The organism is Leisingera sp. MMG026 (assembly GCF_021654205.1).
Taxonomy (GTDB): Bacteria; Pseudomonadota; Alphaproteobacteria; order Rhodobacterales; family Rhodobacteraceae; genus Leisingera.
The window spans coordinates 26,881-45,265 of sequence record NZ_JAKFZM010000035.1 but is presented as its reverse complement, the minus strand read 5'-3'; the positions used below and the strand labels follow the sequence as shown (position 1 = coordinate 45,265).

General features: G+C 60.0%; 26 protein-coding genes, 1 tRNA gene and 1 pseudogene. 5 read left to right on the top strand and 23 right to left on the bottom strand.

Going from position 1 to position 18,385, the window contains the following annotated elements; all coding sequences use genetic code 11:
• Positions 1-73 precede the first annotated feature (73 nt).
• Positions 74-784 (bottom strand): DUF374 domain-containing protein, encoded by a 711-nt coding sequence (locus tag L1069_RS17585; protein ID WP_237456553.1) that lies wholly within the window; start codon positions 782-784, stop codon positions 74-76.
• A gap of 176 nt (positions 785-960) precedes the next feature.
• Between L1069_RS17585 and L1069_RS17580 the strand changes: the two genes are divergently transcribed.
• Positions 961-1,036, top strand: a tRNA-Trp gene (locus tag L1069_RS17580).
• A gap of 372 nt (positions 1,037-1,408) precedes the next feature.
• On the opposite strand, the gene L1069_RS17575 is transcribed toward L1069_RS17580, so the two are convergent.
• The 7 genes and pseudogenes from L1069_RS17575 to L1069_RS17550 form a co-directional block, all read right to left on the bottom strand.
• Positions 1,409-1,771: a hypothetical protein gene (locus tag L1069_RS17575; RefSeq protein ID WP_237456552.1), complete on the bottom strand. Its 363-nt coding sequence runs from the start codon at positions 1,769-1,771 to the stop codon at positions 1,409-1,411.
• A gap of 531 nt (positions 1,772-2,302) precedes the next feature.
• Positions 2,303-2,470, bottom strand: coding sequence for a hypothetical protein (locus L1069_RS17570; RefSeq protein ID WP_237456551.1), 168 nt, complete (start codon positions 2,468-2,470; stop codon positions 2,303-2,305).
• 165 nt (positions 2,471-2,635) lie between these two features.
• Positions 2,636-3,496 (bottom strand): annotated as a pseudogene (locus tag L1069_RS17565) (phage Gp37/Gp68 family protein).
• A complete protein-coding gene (locus tag L1069_RS17560; protein ID WP_237456550.1) occupies positions 3,489-3,950 on the bottom strand; it encodes a hypothetical protein in 462 nt (153 codons plus the stop codon). The pseudogene L1069_RS17565 and the gene L1069_RS17560 overlap by 8 nt, the downstream one beginning before the upstream one ends.
• 61 nt (positions 3,951-4,011) lie before the next feature.
• Positions 4,012-4,353 carry a DUF2303 family protein gene (locus L1069_RS24195; RefSeq protein WP_343328067.1) on the bottom strand — a complete coding sequence of 114 codons (342 nt, stop codon included), beginning with the start codon at positions 4,351-4,353 and terminating at the stop codon, positions 4,012-4,014.
• A 14-nt stretch (positions 4,354-4,367) separates the two neighbouring features.
• Positions 4,368-4,697: a DUF2303 family protein gene (locus L1069_RS24190; protein ID WP_343328066.1), complete on the bottom strand. Its 330-nt coding sequence runs from the start codon at positions 4,695-4,697 to the stop codon at positions 4,368-4,370.
• A gap of 286 nt (positions 4,698-4,983) precedes the next feature.
• Entirely contained in the window at positions 4,984-5,715 is a 732-nt protein-coding gene (locus L1069_RS17550) for a Crp/Fnr family transcriptional regulator (protein ID WP_129369360.1), read from the bottom strand.
• A 90-nt stretch (positions 5,716-5,805) separates the two neighbouring features.
• Between L1069_RS17550 and L1069_RS17545 the strand changes: the two genes are divergently transcribed.
• Positions 5,806-6,222: a hypothetical protein gene (locus tag L1069_RS17545; protein WP_129369361.1), complete on the top strand. Its 417-nt coding sequence runs from the start codon at positions 5,806-5,808 to the stop codon at positions 6,220-6,222.
• Positions 6,223-6,392: 170 nt separating this feature from the next.
• Here the strand turns inward: L1069_RS17545 and L1069_RS17540 are convergent, their stop codons facing one another.
• From L1069_RS17540 to L1069_RS17530, 3 genes are all read right to left on the bottom strand, one after another.
• Positions 6,393-7,643: a cation:proton antiporter gene (locus L1069_RS17540; RefSeq protein WP_237456549.1), complete on the bottom strand. Its 1,251-nt coding sequence runs from the start codon at positions 7,641-7,643 to the stop codon at positions 6,393-6,395.
• A 174-nt stretch (positions 7,644-7,817) separates the two neighbouring features.
• Complete coding sequence (locus tag L1069_RS17535; RefSeq protein WP_129369364.1) at positions 7,818-8,015, bottom strand: CsbD family protein; 198 nt, start codon at positions 8,013-8,015, stop codon at positions 7,818-7,820.
• Between the two features lie 256 nt (positions 8,016-8,271).
• Positions 8,272-8,637 (bottom strand): hypothetical protein, encoded by a 366-nt coding sequence (locus tag L1069_RS17530; RefSeq protein ID WP_129369365.1) that lies wholly within the window; start codon positions 8,635-8,637, stop codon positions 8,272-8,274.
• A 614-nt stretch (positions 8,638-9,251) separates the two neighbouring features.
• Here L1069_RS17530 and L1069_RS17525 point away from each other — a divergent pair.
• Positions 9,252-10,676: a mechanosensitive ion channel domain-containing protein gene (locus L1069_RS17525; protein ID WP_237456548.1), complete on the top strand. Its 1,425-nt coding sequence runs from the start codon at positions 9,252-9,254 to the stop codon at positions 10,674-10,676.
• A gap of 43 nt (positions 10,677-10,719) precedes the next feature.
• Here the strand turns inward: L1069_RS17525 and L1069_RS17520 are convergent, their stop codons facing one another.
• From L1069_RS17520 to L1069_RS17465, 12 genes are all read right to left on the bottom strand, one after another.
• Complete coding sequence (locus L1069_RS17520) at positions 10,720-11,697, bottom strand: AI-2E family transporter (RefSeq protein ID WP_237456547.1); 978 nt, start codon at positions 11,695-11,697, stop codon at positions 10,720-10,722.
• Between the two features lie 59 nt (positions 11,698-11,756).
• Positions 11,757-12,524: a hypothetical protein gene (locus L1069_RS17515; RefSeq protein ID WP_237456546.1), complete on the bottom strand. Its 768-nt coding sequence runs from the start codon at positions 12,522-12,524 to the stop codon at positions 11,757-11,759.
• Positions 12,511-12,912 carry a phage holin family protein gene (locus L1069_RS17510; protein ID WP_129369369.1) on the bottom strand — a complete coding sequence of 134 codons (402 nt, stop codon included), beginning with the start codon at positions 12,910-12,912 and terminating at the stop codon, positions 12,511-12,513. The genes L1069_RS17515 and L1069_RS17510 overlap by 14 nt, the downstream gene beginning before the upstream one ends.
• Complete coding sequence (locus tag L1069_RS17505) at positions 12,899-13,336, bottom strand: hypothetical protein (protein WP_237456545.1); 438 nt, start codon at positions 13,334-13,336, stop codon at positions 12,899-12,901. Before L1069_RS17505 ends, L1069_RS17510 begins: the two co-directional genes overlap by 14 nt.
• 125 nt (positions 13,337-13,461) lie before the next feature.
• On the bottom strand, positions 13,462-13,647 hold the full coding sequence (locus tag L1069_RS17500) for a PLD nuclease N-terminal domain-containing protein (protein WP_129369371.1): 186 nt from the start codon (positions 13,645-13,647) through the stop codon (positions 13,462-13,464).
• Between the two features lie 188 nt (positions 13,648-13,835).
• Positions 13,836-14,117 (bottom strand): hypothetical protein, encoded by a 282-nt coding sequence (locus L1069_RS17495; RefSeq protein WP_134830770.1) that lies wholly within the window; start codon positions 14,115-14,117, stop codon positions 13,836-13,838.
• Positions 14,118-14,172: 55 nt separating this feature from the next.
• Entirely contained in the window at positions 14,173-14,334 is a 162-nt protein-coding gene (locus L1069_RS17490; protein ID WP_129369373.1) for a DUF1328 domain-containing protein, read from the bottom strand.
• Positions 14,335-14,505: 171 nt separating this feature from the next.
• Entirely contained in the window at positions 14,506-14,754 is a 249-nt protein-coding gene (locus L1069_RS17485) for a hypothetical protein (protein WP_129369374.1), read from the bottom strand.
• A gap of 331 nt (positions 14,755-15,085) precedes the next feature.
• Entirely contained in the window at positions 15,086-15,811 is a 726-nt protein-coding gene (locus L1069_RS17480) for a Crp/Fnr family transcriptional regulator (RefSeq protein WP_237456544.1), read from the bottom strand.
• A 169-nt stretch (positions 15,812-15,980) separates the two neighbouring features.
• Positions 15,981-16,529 (bottom strand): RNA polymerase sigma factor, encoded by a 549-nt coding sequence (locus tag L1069_RS17475; protein WP_129369376.1) that lies wholly within the window; start codon positions 16,527-16,529, stop codon positions 15,981-15,983.
• Positions 16,526-16,693 (bottom strand): NepR family anti-sigma factor, encoded by a 168-nt coding sequence (locus L1069_RS17470; protein WP_129369377.1) that lies wholly within the window; start codon positions 16,691-16,693, stop codon positions 16,526-16,528. Before L1069_RS17470 ends, L1069_RS17475 begins: the two co-directional genes overlap by 4 nt.
• Before the next feature lie 174 nt (positions 16,694-16,867).
• Positions 16,868-17,362, bottom strand: a complete 495-nt coding sequence (locus L1069_RS17465) for an MgtC/SapB family protein (protein ID WP_237456543.1) — start codon at positions 17,360-17,362, stop codon at positions 16,868-16,870.
• A 321-nt stretch (positions 17,363-17,683) separates the two neighbouring features.
• On the opposite strand from L1069_RS17465, the gene L1069_RS17460 reads away from it, so the two are divergent.
• Together L1069_RS17460 and L1069_RS17455 are read left to right on the top strand one after the other, a co-directional pair.
• Positions 17,684-18,172 carry a hypothetical protein gene (locus tag L1069_RS17460; RefSeq protein ID WP_129369378.1) on the top strand — a complete coding sequence of 163 codons (489 nt, stop codon included), beginning with the start codon at positions 17,684-17,686 and terminating at the stop codon, positions 18,170-18,172.
• Between the two features lie 10 nt (positions 18,173-18,182).
• Complete coding sequence (locus tag L1069_RS17455) at positions 18,183-18,308, top strand: entericidin A/B family lipoprotein (protein WP_129369379.1); 126 nt, start codon at positions 18,183-18,185, stop codon at positions 18,306-18,308.
• The last annotated feature ends 77 nt before the right edge of the window (positions 18,309-18,385 follow it).

Genomic DNA, 18,385 nt, shown 5'->3' with positions numbered 1-18,385 from the left:
ATCCGGAAACCGGCACGGTTTCCGGGCCGGAAGAAACAATTTTCCGGGCCGCTTCTCTTGCAGGGAACGGTGCTCAGGTGGTCCGGGATTGCGGGCGCTTGCTAATCCGTCCGGCGGCGCTGTCTGCCGCAGCGGTGATTGCCTCCAGCGAGGCTTCCAGACTTAAGCGCAAACTTTCTGCCTCGGCATCGGTCGGCTTTTTCGGGACTTCATCTGTCCACTCCTGGCACATCAGCACACCCCGCGAAAACGGCAGAGGCAGCATCTGGCGGTCCCAGGTCGGCAGCTCGACTACTTTTTTTCCGGCGAACGCGACCGTGAACACCCGGCAGCCGGTCATCCGGGCCCAGACAACAGGGACGGTTGAGGATATGCGCGCCGGGCCGCGCGGCCCGTCGGCGGCAATCCCGATTGAACAGCCGTCCCTGGTTCGGCGCAACACTTCACGCGAAAGCGCCACATGGCGTTTGTGGCTGGACATCGGAATGGTCTCAAAACCAAGCCTGACCAGAATCTGGCCGGCCAGCCGCCCGGCGCGGGCCGAGGAAGTCAGGGCGCAGATGCGGCCCAGCGATGTGTCAAACAGATAAGGTGCCATAATCAGCCGCTGGTGCCACAGCACAAAGATCACCGGTTCGCCACGGCGCACGCAGGCATCCATTTCTTCGAAACCGCTGCGGCTCCAGCGCGAGGTGCGGAAGGCGAATCGCACATAGGCGGCAAGCAGCCCCTCGACGGCGCGGTTGACGCCGGGGCTGTCGGCGATTTTCTTTCTCAGACTCACGGTAGGCGGCTCGTATTTTCGGGCGTCCCGGCGCAGGGGCGCAGTTATCTGCTCTGTCTAACTGCTTGGCTGCGCCATGGCAAAGCCTGCAGCGGCCAAACCGCAGGCCTGTACGCAGAAAGCCCGTTTTTCCTCTTGCCAGCGCAACACGTCTGCCTTAGGAAATGCCGCACCGCAGGGGTATAGCTCAGTTGGTAGAGCGACGGTCTCCAAAACCGTAGGTCTCGGGTTCGAACCCTGATGCCCCTGCCATTTCAAACAAACAGCTTTTTCCGATTTCGCCGCGACTGGTTTGGGCCAGTTGGGAGTTTTTGTTTCCCGTTCGTACTCTTCCAGCTTCCTGATGGCCGATTCTGCCAACCGTGTGTTCCGGTTGAGATAGTACGCATCTAGGATCGCGCCGACATCTTTCAGGCTGTGGCAGGTTATGGTCGCAATCTCCGGAACTTCACATCCTGCGACTGCCAAGCGGGTTACCGCTGTGCTGCGCAGATCGTGGAATGTCAGCCCGGACACCTTTGCCTTGGTCAACGTCTTGCGCCATGTCGCGCCGAACCCATGGGATGTCCAAGATGTTCCTTTGGATGTTGTCAGGATCGTCACGGCGGCCTTGTTCTTTGCTGCTTAATCCAGAACGGCCTTCAGCGGGCTAGCCACCGGGATGACCACGCGGCGCTTCGTCTTGTTTTGGCGAAGCCGGATGTGAGTACCATCATAGGCACTCCACATCAGGGACAGCAGATCGCCTTGGCGTTGGCCGGTCCAAGCCGCCAGCATATAGGCGAGGCGGATGCGTTCGGGTGCGATGGCAAACAGGGCCTCTTCGTCAGCCTGTGCCCAAATGCATTCCGCCCGTTCGGACCGGTTGAGCTTGCCGGGGTTTTTGCACGGGTTGGCATCGGTCAATCCCCGGTCCAAAGCCCACGCGAGAATCGAAGCGAATGTGGCGAACACGTAATCTGCCTGCATCCGGGATTTCACGGCCATCTTGTCCCGCCACTCAGGGATTGCGGCGCGAGCGCGGCGGTCGGGCAGGGCGGAAATGGGAAGGCCCCGAATTCTGTTTCGATCTTCCGAATATGTCCGATGTAGTGTTTATTGGTTCTGGCCCCGAGACCTTGCCACTTGGGGGGGCTCTTGGTACTTGTTCAGCAGGGCCTGAATGGTGTCAGACTTTGGCTGTGACTTTTGCGTGACGGCTTCGTTGCAGGCGGCTACAAACTCCGCTAATCTGGGTTTTTCGGGCAGTCTGGGGCCGCCCTTCCAAGCATAGTAGTAGGTGACGCGCTGGCCGTCCGCTAGGCGTTTGCCGACCTTGTTAATTCCTTTGAGCTTCACTCTCATTGCGGTTGGCCTTCCATTTATCAAATGGGGAATCCGCTACAGGTTCGGATTCTGATAAAATGCGGATTTTTCCTGCCTCTGTCACAATTTCGACAATGGCATTGGGATCAGCAGCACGCGCTGCTTAAACAAAGCGTGTGATCTGGGCAGAAGTGAACTGCTGGCGTTTCACCATCAGACCCTCCCCTTGTTCCTGCGGTGAGCGGCATATTTCTCCCGCCGCGCGCGCCGGTTTCCGCCGGGCGGCTTTGGCGGCCCCCAGCTGGCAACGGGGATTTCGATCCGGTCGCCGGGATCTGCTGCGTCATGGATGGCGCGCAGGAAGTCTTCGGTTTTTCCCATGGATGATGATTTCAAGAACGTCACCAGCGCACGCGTTCTGGAACCTTTGCGTACATGGCATGCCGTCCCATTCCTGTCCGTCCAGCGTCCGGCCTGCCTTCTGCTTTGCGGTGCGCTTCATCAGGCAGACCCGATCGCCGTGAAAGCCGTGGCCGCCGGTTAGGTTCAGGATGCGGAAGCCGGGTTTTGAAAGCGGCGCAGAGTAATTCGTGCGCCAATCCGGGGCGTCGTGGTCACGATCAATTGCGAGCGCCCGTGCCCCCATCGCTTGAAGAAGAACGGAGTGCCGGCCGATTGGCATTGGTCGCGCAGGCTGCGTACCCAGTCCGGGTGCATTGGCCGGGCCTTGGGGCCGCTTTCGCCGCCGGAGACGACCAGATGCACCCGCCGGGGGCCGGGGCCGCTGGCGGTGCGGCCTGTGAAGGTTTCGAACCCTTCGCCGCGCAGGGCGTCCAGCGCCGTACCGCCACGCTGCGCCAGCTGCGTCAGGTTCATCGGCCCCAGCAGCGGTTCGGGGCTGGCGAAGCGGACGGCGGCGGGCACGGCCAGCAGCGGCGGAATGTTCAATTCTGCGGTCTTCTGTGTGCCTGCGTTGGTGCCTAGCCATACATGCGGCCAGCTATCGCCCTAATCTGCGGGCAGCATCTTTGCGATATTCTGCGGGCGCTTAGTCAGCAGCTGCTAGTCCAGCTTGTCGCATTCCCGGATCAGCGCCCAAAGGTCATCACGCCACGCGGTGTCCACGGCATTATCAAAGACATCAGCCAGAGACGCGCAGAAGATCCGCTGACGCCGCCCGTGGCGGGCAAAGAAGGCATCTGCCTGACGCTGCCACGTGCAGGGCTTTTGCCAGTTCTGGGGGCTTGTCCTGCGGCGTGGAGCCTTCGGCCCCCAAAGGGTGCCGCCGGTAAACCGCTGGTCGCGGGCTTCAGCCTAGCAGTGGTCGCATTCAATCGCGACCTGCTGGCACCCTTCCCACGGGTTGAACGTGTGGTCCGTCCATTCGATTTTCGACTGTTCAGCCATTGCAGGTTCCCTTCACGCTTGCGGCCATCGCCGCGTGAACAGCACCCACTTCCGCCCACTCTTCCGGGGGCAGGAATTCGGCGGGGACAATGATTACCTTGACTTCCTGTTCCGCTGCGGTGATCTCGGCATGCGCCGCCGCGCCTCCAAAATCGGTGCACAGAAATTGCGGGATGTTTTCCTGTTCGAAGTCCGCAAGGTCATGGCGAAAAATCATCCAGACACGCGGCATTTTCTTTGCATCGTTGACCCATCCCATGACCTTGAATTTCAGAAATTCACCGATGCGGGCGGCGGCGCTGCAATGGGCCTTGTCACGACCATAAGTAGTGACGTGTTCGCCGTGCGGGTCATCACCGACGCGCCGGGCGATGATAACAACTTGGTCATAGCCGTAAGCCTTGGCAATGCGCTCTGCGGAGTTGACCGGGATGGGGTTCATCGGCTTTGACATGCTGGAACTCCTTTTTTGGTGCCCTTCGCTGGCCCCTGTTTTCAAGGGCAAGAAAGAGACATCAGGCTTCCGGGGTGCCCCGGAAGGTAGGAAGGCCGGTCTCTTTGGTGGCCTCTTCGACGGCTTCCTTGAAGGCGGTTTCAAAGGCTTTTTCCGGGTTGTAGACGGACAGCAGGAGTTTCACGGTGCTGCCTGCCTTGCGGTAGCGGAGGCGCACGGGCATGCGGTATGCCGCTCCACCCATGAAGACCGGGATCGCGATGATGATCAGCTTCGGAATTTTCAGAGGCTGGCCAGCCGCGTCCTTGTGCTCGTTCAGAAACTGGATTTCGCCTTCGCCCGTGTCGCGGTTGCTGACAAGCTTCAAATCGCTGGTCTCGTACACCTGAAATTGGCGCGACATCTGCAGCAGCTGGGTCAGTTGGCCATAGCGGCCTTCGATTTGCTGCGCAGTCTGAATGAGGCGGTTTTCCCAATTGTGGTTTTCTCGTCTTCCTTCCCGTCAATGATGGCGGGGGTCGGGTCCATGATGTCTTTGGCATTGGCTTCAATGAACTCGCCCAGTTCATCCTTCTGAAGCACTTCTTCGGAAACGGCGGTCCACGCTTTCCATTCTTCGGACAGCGGGAAGTCATAGATGGCCCGGTGGTGGCAGTATCGGGCAGATGGGTCGCCAGTCGGGTTCAATGGATCTGCTGCGCCGGGCGCATGGCAGTCTGCAACGCAGGTGATGGTCGGTGCCTGCATGTCAGGCTTTGCGAGCAGGACGGATGGGTGTTGATGATGTGACCGCCCCCCGACGGCATCACTGTGCCAAGGTGGGCCTGCAACGATCCGCAAAGTAGAGCGGTCATGTCAGAGATTATCACGGTCGGGCTTGATCTGGGGCAGAATGTGTTTCAGGTCCACGGGACAAATGCAGCGGGGCAGCCTGTCCCGCGCAAGAAACTCGAAGCAGAGAGACCGCTGAAACCTAGGAAGCCGAAGCTGGAGGCAGGCGGAAGATTTGGCAGAAGCACCTGGCAATGCTGCGTCAAATCAACGGCCGCCGTTCGGGCGCGGTCAATTCGACCATCGCCACCTCGGCAAGCGCGGGCAGGTCCCTGATCTGCAGATTTCCATTCTGCCATTGTGCAAGTTTGCTGTCCCGCAGCGTTTTCAGCATCTTGTTGGTGTGTACCAAAGACAGGCCAAGCGCATCTGCCAGGTCCTGCTGGCGGTATGGCAGCGGCACTGTGTCCTTCACCTCCATGCCAACAGATTTGAGCCGCTCGTAAATCCGCACCAGTGCCCAGGAAATGCGCTGCGAAGCATCCCGCTGCCCCAGAGACGCAATGGTTTCGCCCAGGAAATGCTCCTCGACCGCGGCAATCCACGTCAAGTCGTATGCGCGCTCTGGCTGCCGCTGAAACAGCTCATACAACGCAGCGCGGCGGAACACGCACAGCGTCATCGGGGTGGCCGCTTCCACTGAATGCTTCATCTCTCCCATCAGGCTGGCCTGCAGACCGGCTATATCGCCGGGGAAAAGAAAATTGATCACTTGCCGGCGGCCATTTTCCAACGTCGTGTAGCGCGTGCCCATGCCGCTCAGCACTGTATAAAACTGCGGGCTGTTAGACCCTTCCAGCAGGATCGTCGTGCCTGCATCCACCGTTAGCTCTCCAGTTTTAAACTCCTGGGTAAAGATGACTTCCTCACGCGACATTGGTGTAAAAACGGGCCGCTTGCGCAGCGGGCAATTCTGGCAGGCGGTTGGTGACACGGGCCTTCCCCTTTCGCAGCTATGTCACAGTTTAATGCGCCTGAACCGGAAAAGTTCCAAAATGCTTGACTGTAGGGGGGAGCGGAAGCAATGGAAGAGCCCAATCAAGACAGGGCACATGTCTATCTGATCGTGTCCAGAAACTACCTGATCACTTGCGATATCTGCGATACCATCTCGGACTTTGACCCGGTGGCCGAAATCAGTGTGCAAAAGGGGCATGAATGCGCGCTGATGTCGATCACGCCATTCCGGCGGATTGCGGTGGCCTTTGTCGAAGCGGGATCCGAACAGGTTACCAGTCTCAAGATTGATCAGGCGGTTCAGGGACGCGGCGGGAGGCTGGTCCTATTGGGTGATGCTGCCGAAGACGAACTGGACGGGCATTCACCGCGCTTAAGATGGCCGGTGCTTGCCCGCCCAGTTTCCACCCGGATGATTCAGGCGCATCTGGCGCAGGAGCAGTGCAGGACGCGGAGCAATCGCGGTGTTGCCGGGCAAAGATAGGGATTGCAGCAGAATTGCCGAAGTCCGTGAATGTTGATGGCTGCTGCACTGGATGCGCCTGTTATAGTGCACATGTATGCCTGGGTCGTCTGGTCACCCTTTCCCGGAATTGCTCCCGTTTCTTGCATGCTTAAGACTATAAGATGTGTGTTTCACATTGACCGGCATGCTTATTTTGCGATCGCATCCATAGCGCGGCCGACAGTGAAGCCGTGCAACATGGTCGAAAGCAGGATGGTCAGCCCGATCAGGGCCCATAATTCGGGTTCGTTCACAAACTCCAAATGTGCGCCGGCGTAGCAGAGATAATAGATTGACCCGATCCCCCGGACACCAAACACGGACACCACAAAACGGTCGCGTTTGCGGAGCTGCGAACCAGCCAGCGAGAGCCAGCCAGCCAGAGGCCGGATCACACCGATAAGCAAAAGCGCCAATAGGAGATGTGCCCAGGTTAGATCTTCAAGAAGAACCGGCAGGACATTGCCAAGGGCAACCAATAGCAGTGCTGTCAAAGCGTGTTCGATTGTTTCGCAGAAATCGTGCAGCCTGCGGTGAAAACGGTGTTCATTTTCGATCCGGCGCAGTGTCAGGCCCATGACAGCGACGGCGATGAACCCGTAGCCTTCGACCAGTTCGGTAGAGCCGTAGCAAAGCAATACCCCGGCAACCGCCACAACACCCGACGCAGTGTCAGCCAGAACCGCAGAACGGGGAAACCGAAACAGCACTTGCCCCAGCGCCCAGCCACCGCAGGCGCCCATCACAACACCTGTTGAGATACGGTACGCGACATCAATAATAAGCCAGTCAGCCAGCCATGCCTGAGGGTTCAACCCCTGCACGGCAACAATGAGGCCGAGGTAGACAAAGGGGAAGGCGAGCCCGTCATTGAGCGCCGCTTCAGTTGTCAGAGTAAAACGCACCGGGTGTTCGTTGCCTTCCATCGGCGGACCGACTTGCACGTCACCCGCAAGCACCGGGTCTGTCGGGGCCAGCACTGCACCCAGGAGTATTGCGCCGGCAGCAGTCATGCCGCCCAAGCCCCACCCCAGCACGGCAACCGCCAGGATTGTGAGCGGCATCCCGATGAGGAGAAGCCGGACCGTCGGGCCCCATTTTTTCCATGGCCTCAGGCTGTCGAGGCGGAGACCGGCTGCAAACAGCGCAATAATCACAGTCAGCTCGCTGACAACTTCCCAAGGCTTCGGGTGAGCGCGCGGGTCTGGAAGCTGGGGCAGGCCAGGAACCAGCCAGTATGCCGCCATTCCGAGCAGGATGAGAAGCGGTGCGGCGGCAGGCTCTCGGGTTGAAAAGAAGCGCGGTGACCAATGAGCAAGAATGATCACTACACCCATGGCTGCAAGCATCAGGTGATAGGAGGCTAAGCCAAAGAATTCAGTGTGGTCCATGAGCGCCATTGAGCAGCATTTTGCGCCGCCAGACCAGTCTTAGGCAGTCTGGCGGACCGGTCTTTGAATTGCAGGAGAGCGTGCGGCCTAAGAATATTGCCACCAGATGGCCGCACGGCTTTGGTACCTGATAGGCGGTACTCACCGCATAGTGTGAAAAACGCTATGCGGTCTGCGCCTATTTCAGATGCTCTCCAGCATGCGGTCGACAGCTTGGCGGACTTCGTCCTTGGTCTTGCCCAGTTTCTGCTGAAGCAGCCCTTCCAATTGTTCGCGCTCGCCCTTGGCCTGTTCCAGTTCGTCGTCGGTCAGATCGCCATAGGTCTCGCGCAGGCGGCCCTTGAGTTCGGTCCATTTGCCGGTGAAACGGTCGTCGTCCATGTCGTGTTCTCCTTTCAAGATCGGGCGGAAACCGGGGGTGTGCCGCGGTGACGCGCTCTCAATTAGAAAACGCTGCCGAGGCCGTAAGGTTCCGTGCAGACCGTGAAACTTGCATCGGCAGAAATCCACAGCCGGCGTGCGGCAGTGGCCACCTTGGAGTTTCAGGACCGGCTGGCTGCCGGGCGGTCTCTGCCGTCGTGACAGCGTGTCTCCCTTCGAAGCCGGGCATGACCTTCATTCATTGTGCCGGAATGCATTATTCGCTGACCATCTCCATCACAGCATCCAGGTGGGATGTCTTGAACGGGCGAGAAAGCATGGGCAGGGACTGCAGTTCCGGCTCGGTGGTGTCCCCATTCACCAGGATGACAGGCCAATTTTTTGACAGAGCTGTGAAAAGCCAGTCACGCGCCGCCGGTTCACTAAGCGGGAAGGCAAAGAACACCAGCCGGGGCGGCGGTTGGCTGTCATCGAAAAATGCGGAACACTGCTCAATTTTGGTTTCGCTCAAAACGGTATCGAGACCGCGGCGGATCAGATAGTCGCTTATGTCAAGCGCTTCAAAAGCGTTCTTTGTCAGGATCAATACCGGCGCTTCCGCGCCGCGAGTTTCAGTACCCATAAGGTCTCCATTCACTTGTAGAGGAGCCATGGCATTGCGCCGGGCAGCTGGCATTAAACTATGACATATCGAGTCTCGAAAAATGCCGTCAGAGTGTTTTTCCGTCCGGACACAGCCGCGGGATGGCGAACCCGAAGGCGGGCAAGGGAGGGTGTCGGCTAACCTGTTGATAAATATTGGTTGTCGTGCATTGCCCTGGGGTGGTGCGGTTGGAAGAGGAAAGTCTTCCCTGAAAGCTTCGGCCGCAACGGCGGGTAAAGCCAATTGTCACAGGACACTTCACTCCAGCGGGCGGCACATTAGGGGCTATGCTCCTTGGCCAGCGCGGGATATCCGGGCGTCATATGGCGGATTTGCAACGTGATCCAAGCCGAACGGCGCGGTTGCCTCCAGGCGTTTTAAAGCCAGGGGGACTGCTTTATGGATTTTTTGTATGAGGACAATCCAGGTCGCCAGTCATCCAGCGTCTTGCCTGCGGACCGTTTGCAGCAGCCGGATGCGGAGAGCGCACTGCTCCGGCAGGCGAACCGTCACCTGCATAACAGTGCGGACCTGCCGCAGCGATGGCCGCCGAGTGGTGCAACTGCCTTGGAATTGATCGGGAGGATGCGGATTTGAACCGTAGAAAGATTTATACCGGGCGGCATCAGGGACGCATCCTGACGCTTGTGCATGGACTGAAGGCGTTTTTAGTGTGCCTGGTTGCTGCGGCTGCACTCTGCCTTGGAACGGTCAGCGGCCAGGCACAGACCGCCACTGATCCGGTTCAGACCGACGGCCTGATCGAAGTCGGCGACGCGGCAGTGCGCGATAGCGCGATTTTGAGCAGGATCGAAAAACTGCTCGCTGAAATTGAAGGCTATGGGGCCGTGACAGTATCGGTTTCCGAAGGTGTTGTCCGTATCACCGGCCAGGTGATCGACAATGCGGCGCAAGACAGGCTGACGCAGATCGTCAACCGCGTGGCCGGTGTGGTGGCGATTGAGAACGAAACCGAAATCAGCGGCACGCTCGAAGAGAGGCTGGCCCCCGCGGTGGACCGGATTGCCGCCCGCACGCGGAATCTGCTGGCGAACGGGCCGATTTTTCTGGTTGCGGTGACGGCCTTCTTTCTGGTGGCGGCAGGAGGCTGGCTGCTGACGACGCGGATCGGCATCTGGACCCGGCTGGCGCCCAACCCCTTTATCGCGGATGTCTACCGGGCGGTTGCGCGTATCATGTTCATTCTGACGGGGCTGGTTCTGGCGCTTGATATCATGAACGCAACGGCGCTGATTGGTGCCGTGCTGGGGGCGGCGGGGGTAGTTGGCCTGGCGCTTGGCTTTGCGGTGCGTGACACAGTGGAGAACTTCATTGCCTCCATTCTGCTTAGCCTGCGCCAGCCGTTCAGGCCCAATGACTACGTGGACATTCAGGGCGATCAGGGAACGGTGGCGCGGCTGACTTCGCGGGCAACCATCCTGATCTCTCCCGAGGGCAACCATATCCGAATTCCCAATGCCACTGTCTTTAAGGGGCGCATCGTGAATTTCACCCGCGATCCGCATCGCCGTTTCGGCTTTGATCTGGGCGTGGATGCCGACGCGGATCTGGCAGCGGCGTTGTCCACAGCCGTGGCCGCACTCGAGGCGCAGCCATTTGTGCTGGAAGATCCGGAGGTTGGCGCCTGGATCAGCGAAGTCGGGGATTCCAATGTGATCCTGACCTTCACCGGCTGGGTAGATCAGACCCAAGTGGATTTCGCCAAGGCGCGCGGTGAGGCGATCCGGGCAGCCAAAATGGCGCTGGAAGGCGCGGGATTCGGCCTGCCCGAGCCAATCTACCGGGTCCGTCTGGACGGGGCGCAAGACGCCGCTGCTGCCGCCCCGGCGAAGCGCGTTGACACCCGGAAAACCCCGCCAGCGGCCAGCAGCGCAGATTTGCCCGAGGCCGCCGATCCGGCGCGGGCGGAACCGGCGGTGACCGGGGCCGCTGAGCGGGAGCGTGAGGGGCTGGATGGTGTGGAGAACTTGCTGGATGCGCAGCAGCGCGCCGAGTGAGGACCGGCTGCCGCCCGCACCTGGCGGTGCGGGCATATTCCACTCACATAATATTGTGCAATGGATCCTCAGCCGTCTTTGCAGGCAGGCTGTGGCGCGGATCCAGCATAACTCCCAGCCACAACAGAAGCGGCAGCGCCACAAATGCACCGATGGGACCCCACAGCCACAGGCCGAAAACAATGGCCAGAAAGACCAGCAACGGGTTCACTGCCAGACGGTTGCCGACCAGTAATGGCGTGACGATATTCGCCTCGGTCAGGTTAATGATAAGGAACAGCACCGGCGGCGCCACGGCAAGGGCACCGGTGAATTGCAGGGCGCCGGCAATAGCCAGCCCCAGAACCATCAGCAGCGGGCCAAGGTAAAGAACGTAGTTCAGCAGGGCCGCCGCAAGCCCCCAGAGCACGGCGTATTCCAGCCCCAAAGCCAAAAAAATGCCTGCAGTCACCACGCCAAGACCAGCATTCACCACGGTGATCGCGGCAAAATAGCGGGCCACGGCCTTGTCGGCATGCTTGAGCCGGCCGTACAACGGACCGGTGAGGCGGTAGAGATCGTCCCGGGTCAGCGTGAAGAAGAACAGCGTGCCCACGAAGATGAACACTTGAGAGAGAAAGCTGGGCGCCAGCCACAGCGCGTCCCCCACGGATGGGATGGCGGTCTGGGGCTCCATCGCTTCAGCGCCGACAGTGTTTTCGATTTCCTCGCTGATGGTCTCTATCCCGCGCAGCAAGGAAGAGGCCTTGTCGATCAGTGAGGATATGACCGCCTTGATGCGCGGCAGTTCCTCGATCAGGGCGTTCACGACCGGCTCGATCAGCAGTACGGCGGTGGCCACAAACAATGTGCAGGCAAGCAGCAGAGACAAGGCAATCACCAGCCGCGGCACGCCATAGCGTGCCAGCTTGTCAGCAAGCGGCGACACAACGATGCCCAGAACCAGAGCAAAACTCATCGGTGCCAGGATCTGCTGTGCATGCTGCAATGCCGCTGTGATGCTGATGATCGTGAGGATCATCAGCATCACCCGGACCCCCCGGCCGCTGAGTGTGGTCTTTAGATATCCTGGCATTGCCGTCAGACAGAAGCCGCATGCGGTGCCGGGTCGGTATCTGACGGATCGAGGCTTGCGCTGGCCTTGCGGTGCAGCTTGTCCATTTCCTCGCGCAGGGCGGCCTCGGCTTTGGCGGCCAGCGCATCACGGCGGGCGCCAAGCAACTCGTCCTCCTGGCGGGTAGAAGGCAGCAAGGCCCCGATCAGTGCGCCCAGGCCTAGGGCAATGGCCCCGGCGGCCAGCGGGTTCTGATCGAAAAAAGTTCGCGAGCGGGCCGCGGCTTTGGCGGTATGCGATTCAACTTTCTCCTGCGCCTGCAGGGCAGCAGTGCGCGCCTTCAACACCCGCTTGCGGGCAGCTGCGGGCAGGGCGTCCAGCCCTGCGTCCAGTGTCTCGCGCATCTTGCCAGCGCGGAGGGTTTCTTCACTCATACCGGTCATCTCCTGTTTTATGGCGGCATCTGCCGCGGCGACACGCGCGTCAAAACCGGCAAAAGCGGCTTCGGGGGGAACGGCGGCGGCCGGCTTGGCGGCGGTGCGCGGGCGGCTGCTGCTGCCGGTTCCGGTGAACAGAAGGGCCAACCCAGCCCCGGCCAGAACCAGGGCTGCGGGATTGCGCTTGGCTGCGGTAATTGCCTGGCGCCCCAGTTCGCCGCCATAGCCGTTTGCCGCTGCCGAAAGCTGTTCGGTCACCGATTGCGGCGCAACGGTGCCGGACAGGCTGGACAGGCTTTCTGCCAGCCGGCGGCGGTTTGCGTCCACGCGCTGTTCGATCTCTTCAGTAGCGGGCATTTGCGGCCTCCTTGATGCTGGCGGCATCTTTTTTAACATTGCTGATGGTGCGCGATGGCAGCAGCGCCTCGCTGCTGAGCTGCGACTTGCCGAACAGCAGCAGACCCAGGGCAATGGCGATCAGCCCGCCGCCGACGATCAGCGCGGCCCATCCGGCGGACAGGCCTGCGGATGCAATCCAGGCGACCAGCGCTGCCGCAAGCACATGCAGTCCAGCCAGCGCCACCAGAGCGGCAATGGCGAAACAAGCCAGCCCGGTTCCGGCGCGGGCGGCATTCTCCTTCAGCTCGCTCTTGGCAAGCTCGGCCTCACTGCGCAGCAGTGCCGTGAAATGCCGGAGAGCTTCCAGGAACATATCCGGCGCTTGGCGCAGATCATGACGTGCCATGCCCGGCCTCCTGCGTCATATCTGCCGGACCGTTGCTGCGGCCGTCCGGTTCGCTTGCCTTGAGGAAGCGGGTGGCGGCGAACCCGGCCAGTGCCGCGCCGCCCAAAAACAGCAGCGGATTGCGGCGCGCAAAGGCACTGACATCACGCACAGACTGTTCAATGTCCAAGCTGCGCACCCGGTGGGCGGCGTCCTCAAGGTGGCCGGCAACCACCTGCGCGGCCTGCGACTGCATGGAGCCCGGTGCAAAAGCATCCGCTGCGGCGCCAGCTGCATCCGCTGTAGCCTGCACCTCGCGGGCGGCCTGCGACTGCGCGGCGTCTGCGGCATCGCGAACCGTGCCTTTAACCGCACCCTTGGCCTTGCGGCCCAGATCGGCAGCTTGGGCGCGGGCTTGCGATTCCAGATCAGAAGTATCGGTCATATCATCGGCCTCTTTGGTCTCGGGGTTCTAGGGGAAAACGCGCGCTGACGCTTTTTGTTCCCTTGGTCGAATGAAAACGGCCCGGCGTCCGAAGCCCGGGCCGCACAATGGCTGCAGCAGCCGAGTCAGATTTTCGCGGCAGAGGACTTTGGACCTGCAATCAGCCAGATGATAAATCCCACAACGGGCAGAATGAGGATCACCAGCGTCCAAAGGATCTTGGCTGCGGTGGAGGCGCCAGAAGACAGGATCTGAATGATCGCATAAATGTCGGCGGCCAGCACCAGCAGGCCAATAATTCCATATTCCATGATTTGCTCCCTTCGGTTTGTTGTTCTGAAGGGAAAACGCGCGGAACCGGCAAAAGGTTCCCTGCCAGGGTAAAAAATGGAAGGTGACCCTTTTAGGGATGGCGGCCGGCCAGCCGCAAAAAAGCCGCGCTGGCTGCGCGGCTTAGGCAAATTTCGAGTAATTCGGACGGCCCCTGCGGGCGGCAGGGTCAAAAACGGCTGCGCATGGCAAGGCCCAGCAGCACTCCAACGCCCAAGGCGCCGGCAATGGCAAGGCCCGGGTTTTTCCTGACAAATGCTTGTCCCTCTTTGGTCAGACGCTGCATTTCACCGGAACTGTACTGAAGCCCGGCGTCAATCTGCTCTTGCGCCTGCTGAACCGTTTGAGCGGCCTGCTCTTTTACGCGTCCTGCGAGGTTGCCGGACTCGCTGTCTGAAGTGGATGCGGCGCTGCTTTTGGTTTTCTGCTGTGCTTCGGCTGTGTTGGTCATGTGTCGGGTTCCTTTTACTAGCTGCCATTCTGCTGTGTGCGGGCGGCGGGTCAGGTCAGCCTTTTATCAGGCGGACAATGATCGAGAGGACAAAGAGCACCAGGAAAATCACAAAGAGGATCTGTGCGATCCCGGCGGATGCGCCCGCGATGCCGCTGAATCCAAGAACTGCGGCGACGAGTGCCACGACGAGAAACGTGATTGCCCAACCAAGCATGGCTCTTTCCCTTCATTGTTTGCGCGCTGCGAAGAGCGCCATCTGGCAAGTTAACGGCTGAGCGGGCGAATGGTTCCGGATTTCCGTTGCCATGACTGCAATGCTGCGGATTCTTAGCAAAAGAAAAAGCGCAGCGGCCGGCGCTGCGCTTTGTGAAACCGGGACGCTTGATCAGCCGCCGTCGCTGGCGTCTTCTTCAGGGCTTTGAATGTCGACGGTGGGGACGGTCACGGTCACTTCTTTGGTGCCGGTTTCAATGTCGCCGACCTCGGCGTCGAATTCCGGCAGCTGACCGCCTTCGACGGAGACCTCCACATCAGGAAGACGGGTATCCTGGGTCTGATCGATGTCGATCATATAGATGCCAAATACCAGCACAAGGATGCCAGCGACTGCGGCAAGAATAATAGGAGGTTTCACGATACTGTCCTTTCGGGTTGCTTCATCCGGCTAACGCGCCCGCGAGCGGAAAGGTTCCGTAAAAAACCGCTCGGCACAGCAAAAAAAATGCAAGTCGATTCAAGGCTCAACGCGCTAAGTGAAACAGAAAAGGACCCCTGCCGGATTAAAGGCAGGGGTCCAGTGAATGGACCAACTCGGGGACGGGTCCTGCAGCGTATTCAGGCTGCTAACTGTTGAAAGACGCACAGCACGCGGAAATGTTCCGCAGGAAATGCGCGGAACGCAAAATTCTGAGGCTCATTCGCCTGCGCAAATGCGCTGCGGGGCGCCAGTCTGGCAATGCGAGGGATCAGACCAGCGGGCGTTCACGGACATGGCTTTCCTCACCCGCCAGCTCTTCCAGCTTTTCCATATCATGGATCGTCAGCGTACCTTGCTGCCAGCTCAGAACGCCATTCTTGCGCAATTCGGCAAGTTGTTTGTTGGTGTGGACAAGAGAAAGGCCCAAAGCGTCTGCAATATCCTGCTGGGTATAGGGAAGGGGCGCCGAATTTTTGCGGGCCTGCCCGGTTCCTTCGGCACGTCGAAAGAAACGGGCCATTGCCCAGGCGATCTTCTCATAGGCCGGGCGCTGCCCGACTGCGGCCAGCGCATCGCCCAGGAAATGTTCCTCGACCGCAGCCAGATGGGCAACAGCAAAGGCGCGTTCGGGGTGGGAGGCAAACAGATCCCAGATGCCGGCCCGGTTGAACACGCAGAGCGTCATGTCCGTCACCGCTTCGACCGAGTGGCCCATTTCCCCCATCACCCCGGCCTGCAGGCCCAGGAAATCGCCGGGCATCACAAAGCCGACCACCTGGCGGCTGCCATCGCTTAGCATTTTGTATTTCAGCCCCATGCCAGACAGGGCGGTGAACAATTGCGGTGATTTTTCCCCCTGGGTCAGCAGGTGGGTTCCGGGGCCTGCCTGCATTTCACCAGTCTTGAAGCGCTGCATGAAATCGGCCTCTTCCGGCGAGAACTCCAGGAACAGGGACTGCCTGCGCAGCGGGCAGTTTTCGCAATTGGTTGTCATGACCAGCCTCACCGGCAAAGGCGCGGCTCCGTTCTGCCTGTGCGGATGCCCAGCGGATGCGCCTGCGCCACTATTGTCCGTCGGTCCGGCCTCTGGGAAGAAAAAAGACGCAGGACAAGACCGCGCTCTCCGCCAGGAGCAGCGCAGTACTGACACACAGACCGGACATTCAGGCAGCGGGAGTCTTGGATAGAATCCCGGCTGTCACGCTGTCGGTCAGCTCCAGTGCCTCGTCATCTTTCAGGTGCAGCAGATCCGCAAGGGATGCACGGGCGCGTCCGACCCGGCTTTTGATCGTGCCGACTGCGACACCGCAGGTTTCGGCGGCTTCCTCATAAGAAAATCCGCCCGCACCCACCAGGGTCAGTGCTTCGCGCTGGGTGTCGGGCAGCTGGTCAAAGGCCTGCATAAAGTCGCGCATGTTCAGGCGGCCGTCGTGATCGGGCTTGGAGGCCAGCGCCAAAGCCAGCGATCCGTCGGCATCCTCCACTTCGCGCTTACGCTTGCGGCGCAGTGAATAGAAAGTATTGCGCAGAATGGTAAACAGCCAAGCCCGCATGTTGGTGCCGGTTTTGAACTTGCCGATGTTGGTCCAAGCCTTGATCAGCGTGTCCTGCACCAGATCATCGGCGGTTGCGGAATTCCGGGTGAGACTGAGCGCAAAGGCGCGCAGCGCGCCGAGATGCTCGGTCAACTCATCGCGCGGATCAGCTGTCATTGGATGTCCTTCTTAGGAAGCTCAGCTTTGCGCAGCTGCTCAAGCAGATCGGTGAACCGCTCGGGCAGCGGTTCCGCTGCCAGTTCGTCAAAGGCCTTCTTCAAATTGCGGTCGATATGGTCCGCAGCACGGGGCACTTGTTGGTGGTGTTTTAGGTTTGCCATTTTTCCCTCTGCTCGACGCTCACCGGAAGCCAACGCGTCAAGATGGGAATGGTTCCTGCCGGTGCCGTACAAAACAGGAGTCGGCTGGACGAGCACCTTGGCCGCCGCAGATATCAATAGGGGCGTTTACGCTGGCTTGCCTGCCTGCTCCCAGCCGGAAACTCCCCAGGAGAGTCATTTGATGTCAGGCCGGTCATCTGCGCCACGGTGTGTCATTAAACGGCTGACCGACAGAAGCAGGGCCGCCAGCCCCGCCGTGAGAAAAGCCATCACAGTGAAGCCGAGGCCCGCCGCCATTCCAACCGCTCCGGCAACCCAAATGCTGGCTGCCGTAGTAATGCCGCCGACCCGCTTGTCACCCTTGATGATCGCCCCCGCACCGATAAAGCCGATAGCGCCCATCAGCCCCTGGGCCACGCGGGTCGGATCGGAAGACAGGCCCTCGGCTTGCATCTGACGGCCGAATTCCAGACCCAAGATAACAAAAGCGGCAGCACCAAGCGAAACCATCATGTAGGTGCGGATGCCCACCCGGCGGTGGCGCAATTCCCGGTCCAGCCCCAGCAGCGCACCGCCTGCCAGGGCAACGGCCAGCCGCAATGCCCAGTCCAGCTGTAAGGCCCAGTCCAGCTGTGTTGAAAAGCTTCCTGCACCTGCGAATATGTCCATTCAGCCGATCCTCCCGACATTACTCCTGGTCCCCGCGCGGCTGCAGGGCACGACTGGCAAACGCCTGAAACGGCGCCGAGTTCCCTGGCCGGGCTCCCATGCGGGCGCGCTGCCAGGCGCCGGTTCCAATGCTCACCTGCGCGAGCAAGCGCTTGCACCCTTACTCAGTTCCCTGTGCCTAAGGGCCTATCATTATAGGAAAACTTGCGGGAATCCGATCATTTAAAAAGTTTCTCCAGCCAATTCAGGAACCTTTCAAGAAGCCCGCGCGTTGCTTCGGTGCATCCCCAAGAAGGGGCAGAAACGTAAGGAGCTTAAAACATGACTCATCTGATCCGCACCACCGCCCTTGTTACGGCTATGGCGACGGCAGCTGCAGCCGGCTCAAAAGTCTCCGAAATAGACGTGACGGCAGACCTGAGCGCGATCGAGAATTACCCGGCAGCCGCAGTCTGGACCAGCCTGGAAACAGACTTGGAAACCGCCCTGGCGGAGCGCCTTGTCGGCCAAATCGCGGATGAAGATGCTGAAGAGGCGGCGGAAATCCATGTTGAGATCGACTCCGTCATGCTGGCCAGCAATTTCGAACAGGCTCTGGGCGTTGGAGAATGGATGCTGAAAGGCGATGTGGACATTGATATGCCCGACGCATCCAAGGACATGCGTTACGACCTGACCGTTTCAGCTGACCAGCTGAACACATATTACCCCGAAGGCACTGACCCGGCCGCCGTCGCTGTAGACAGCGAGGTGTTTTACACCGCCATCATCGATGCCTTCGCAGGCAACGTTGCGTCGAAACTGAAGTAAGGAAAACACTATGCGCATCATTCTCGCACTATTCGCACTGGCCGGTCTGGCCGCCTGTGAAACCACCGAAGGCTTTGGCAGGGACGTGTCGAATCTCGGCAATGAAATCACCGAAGAATCCCAAGAAGCACAGTAGAGAGCTGCTGTACTTCCTGGAAGTTTATTGGCCCGGCGGCTTATCGGCGCCGGGCCTTTTTTGCGCCGGTTGTGTTG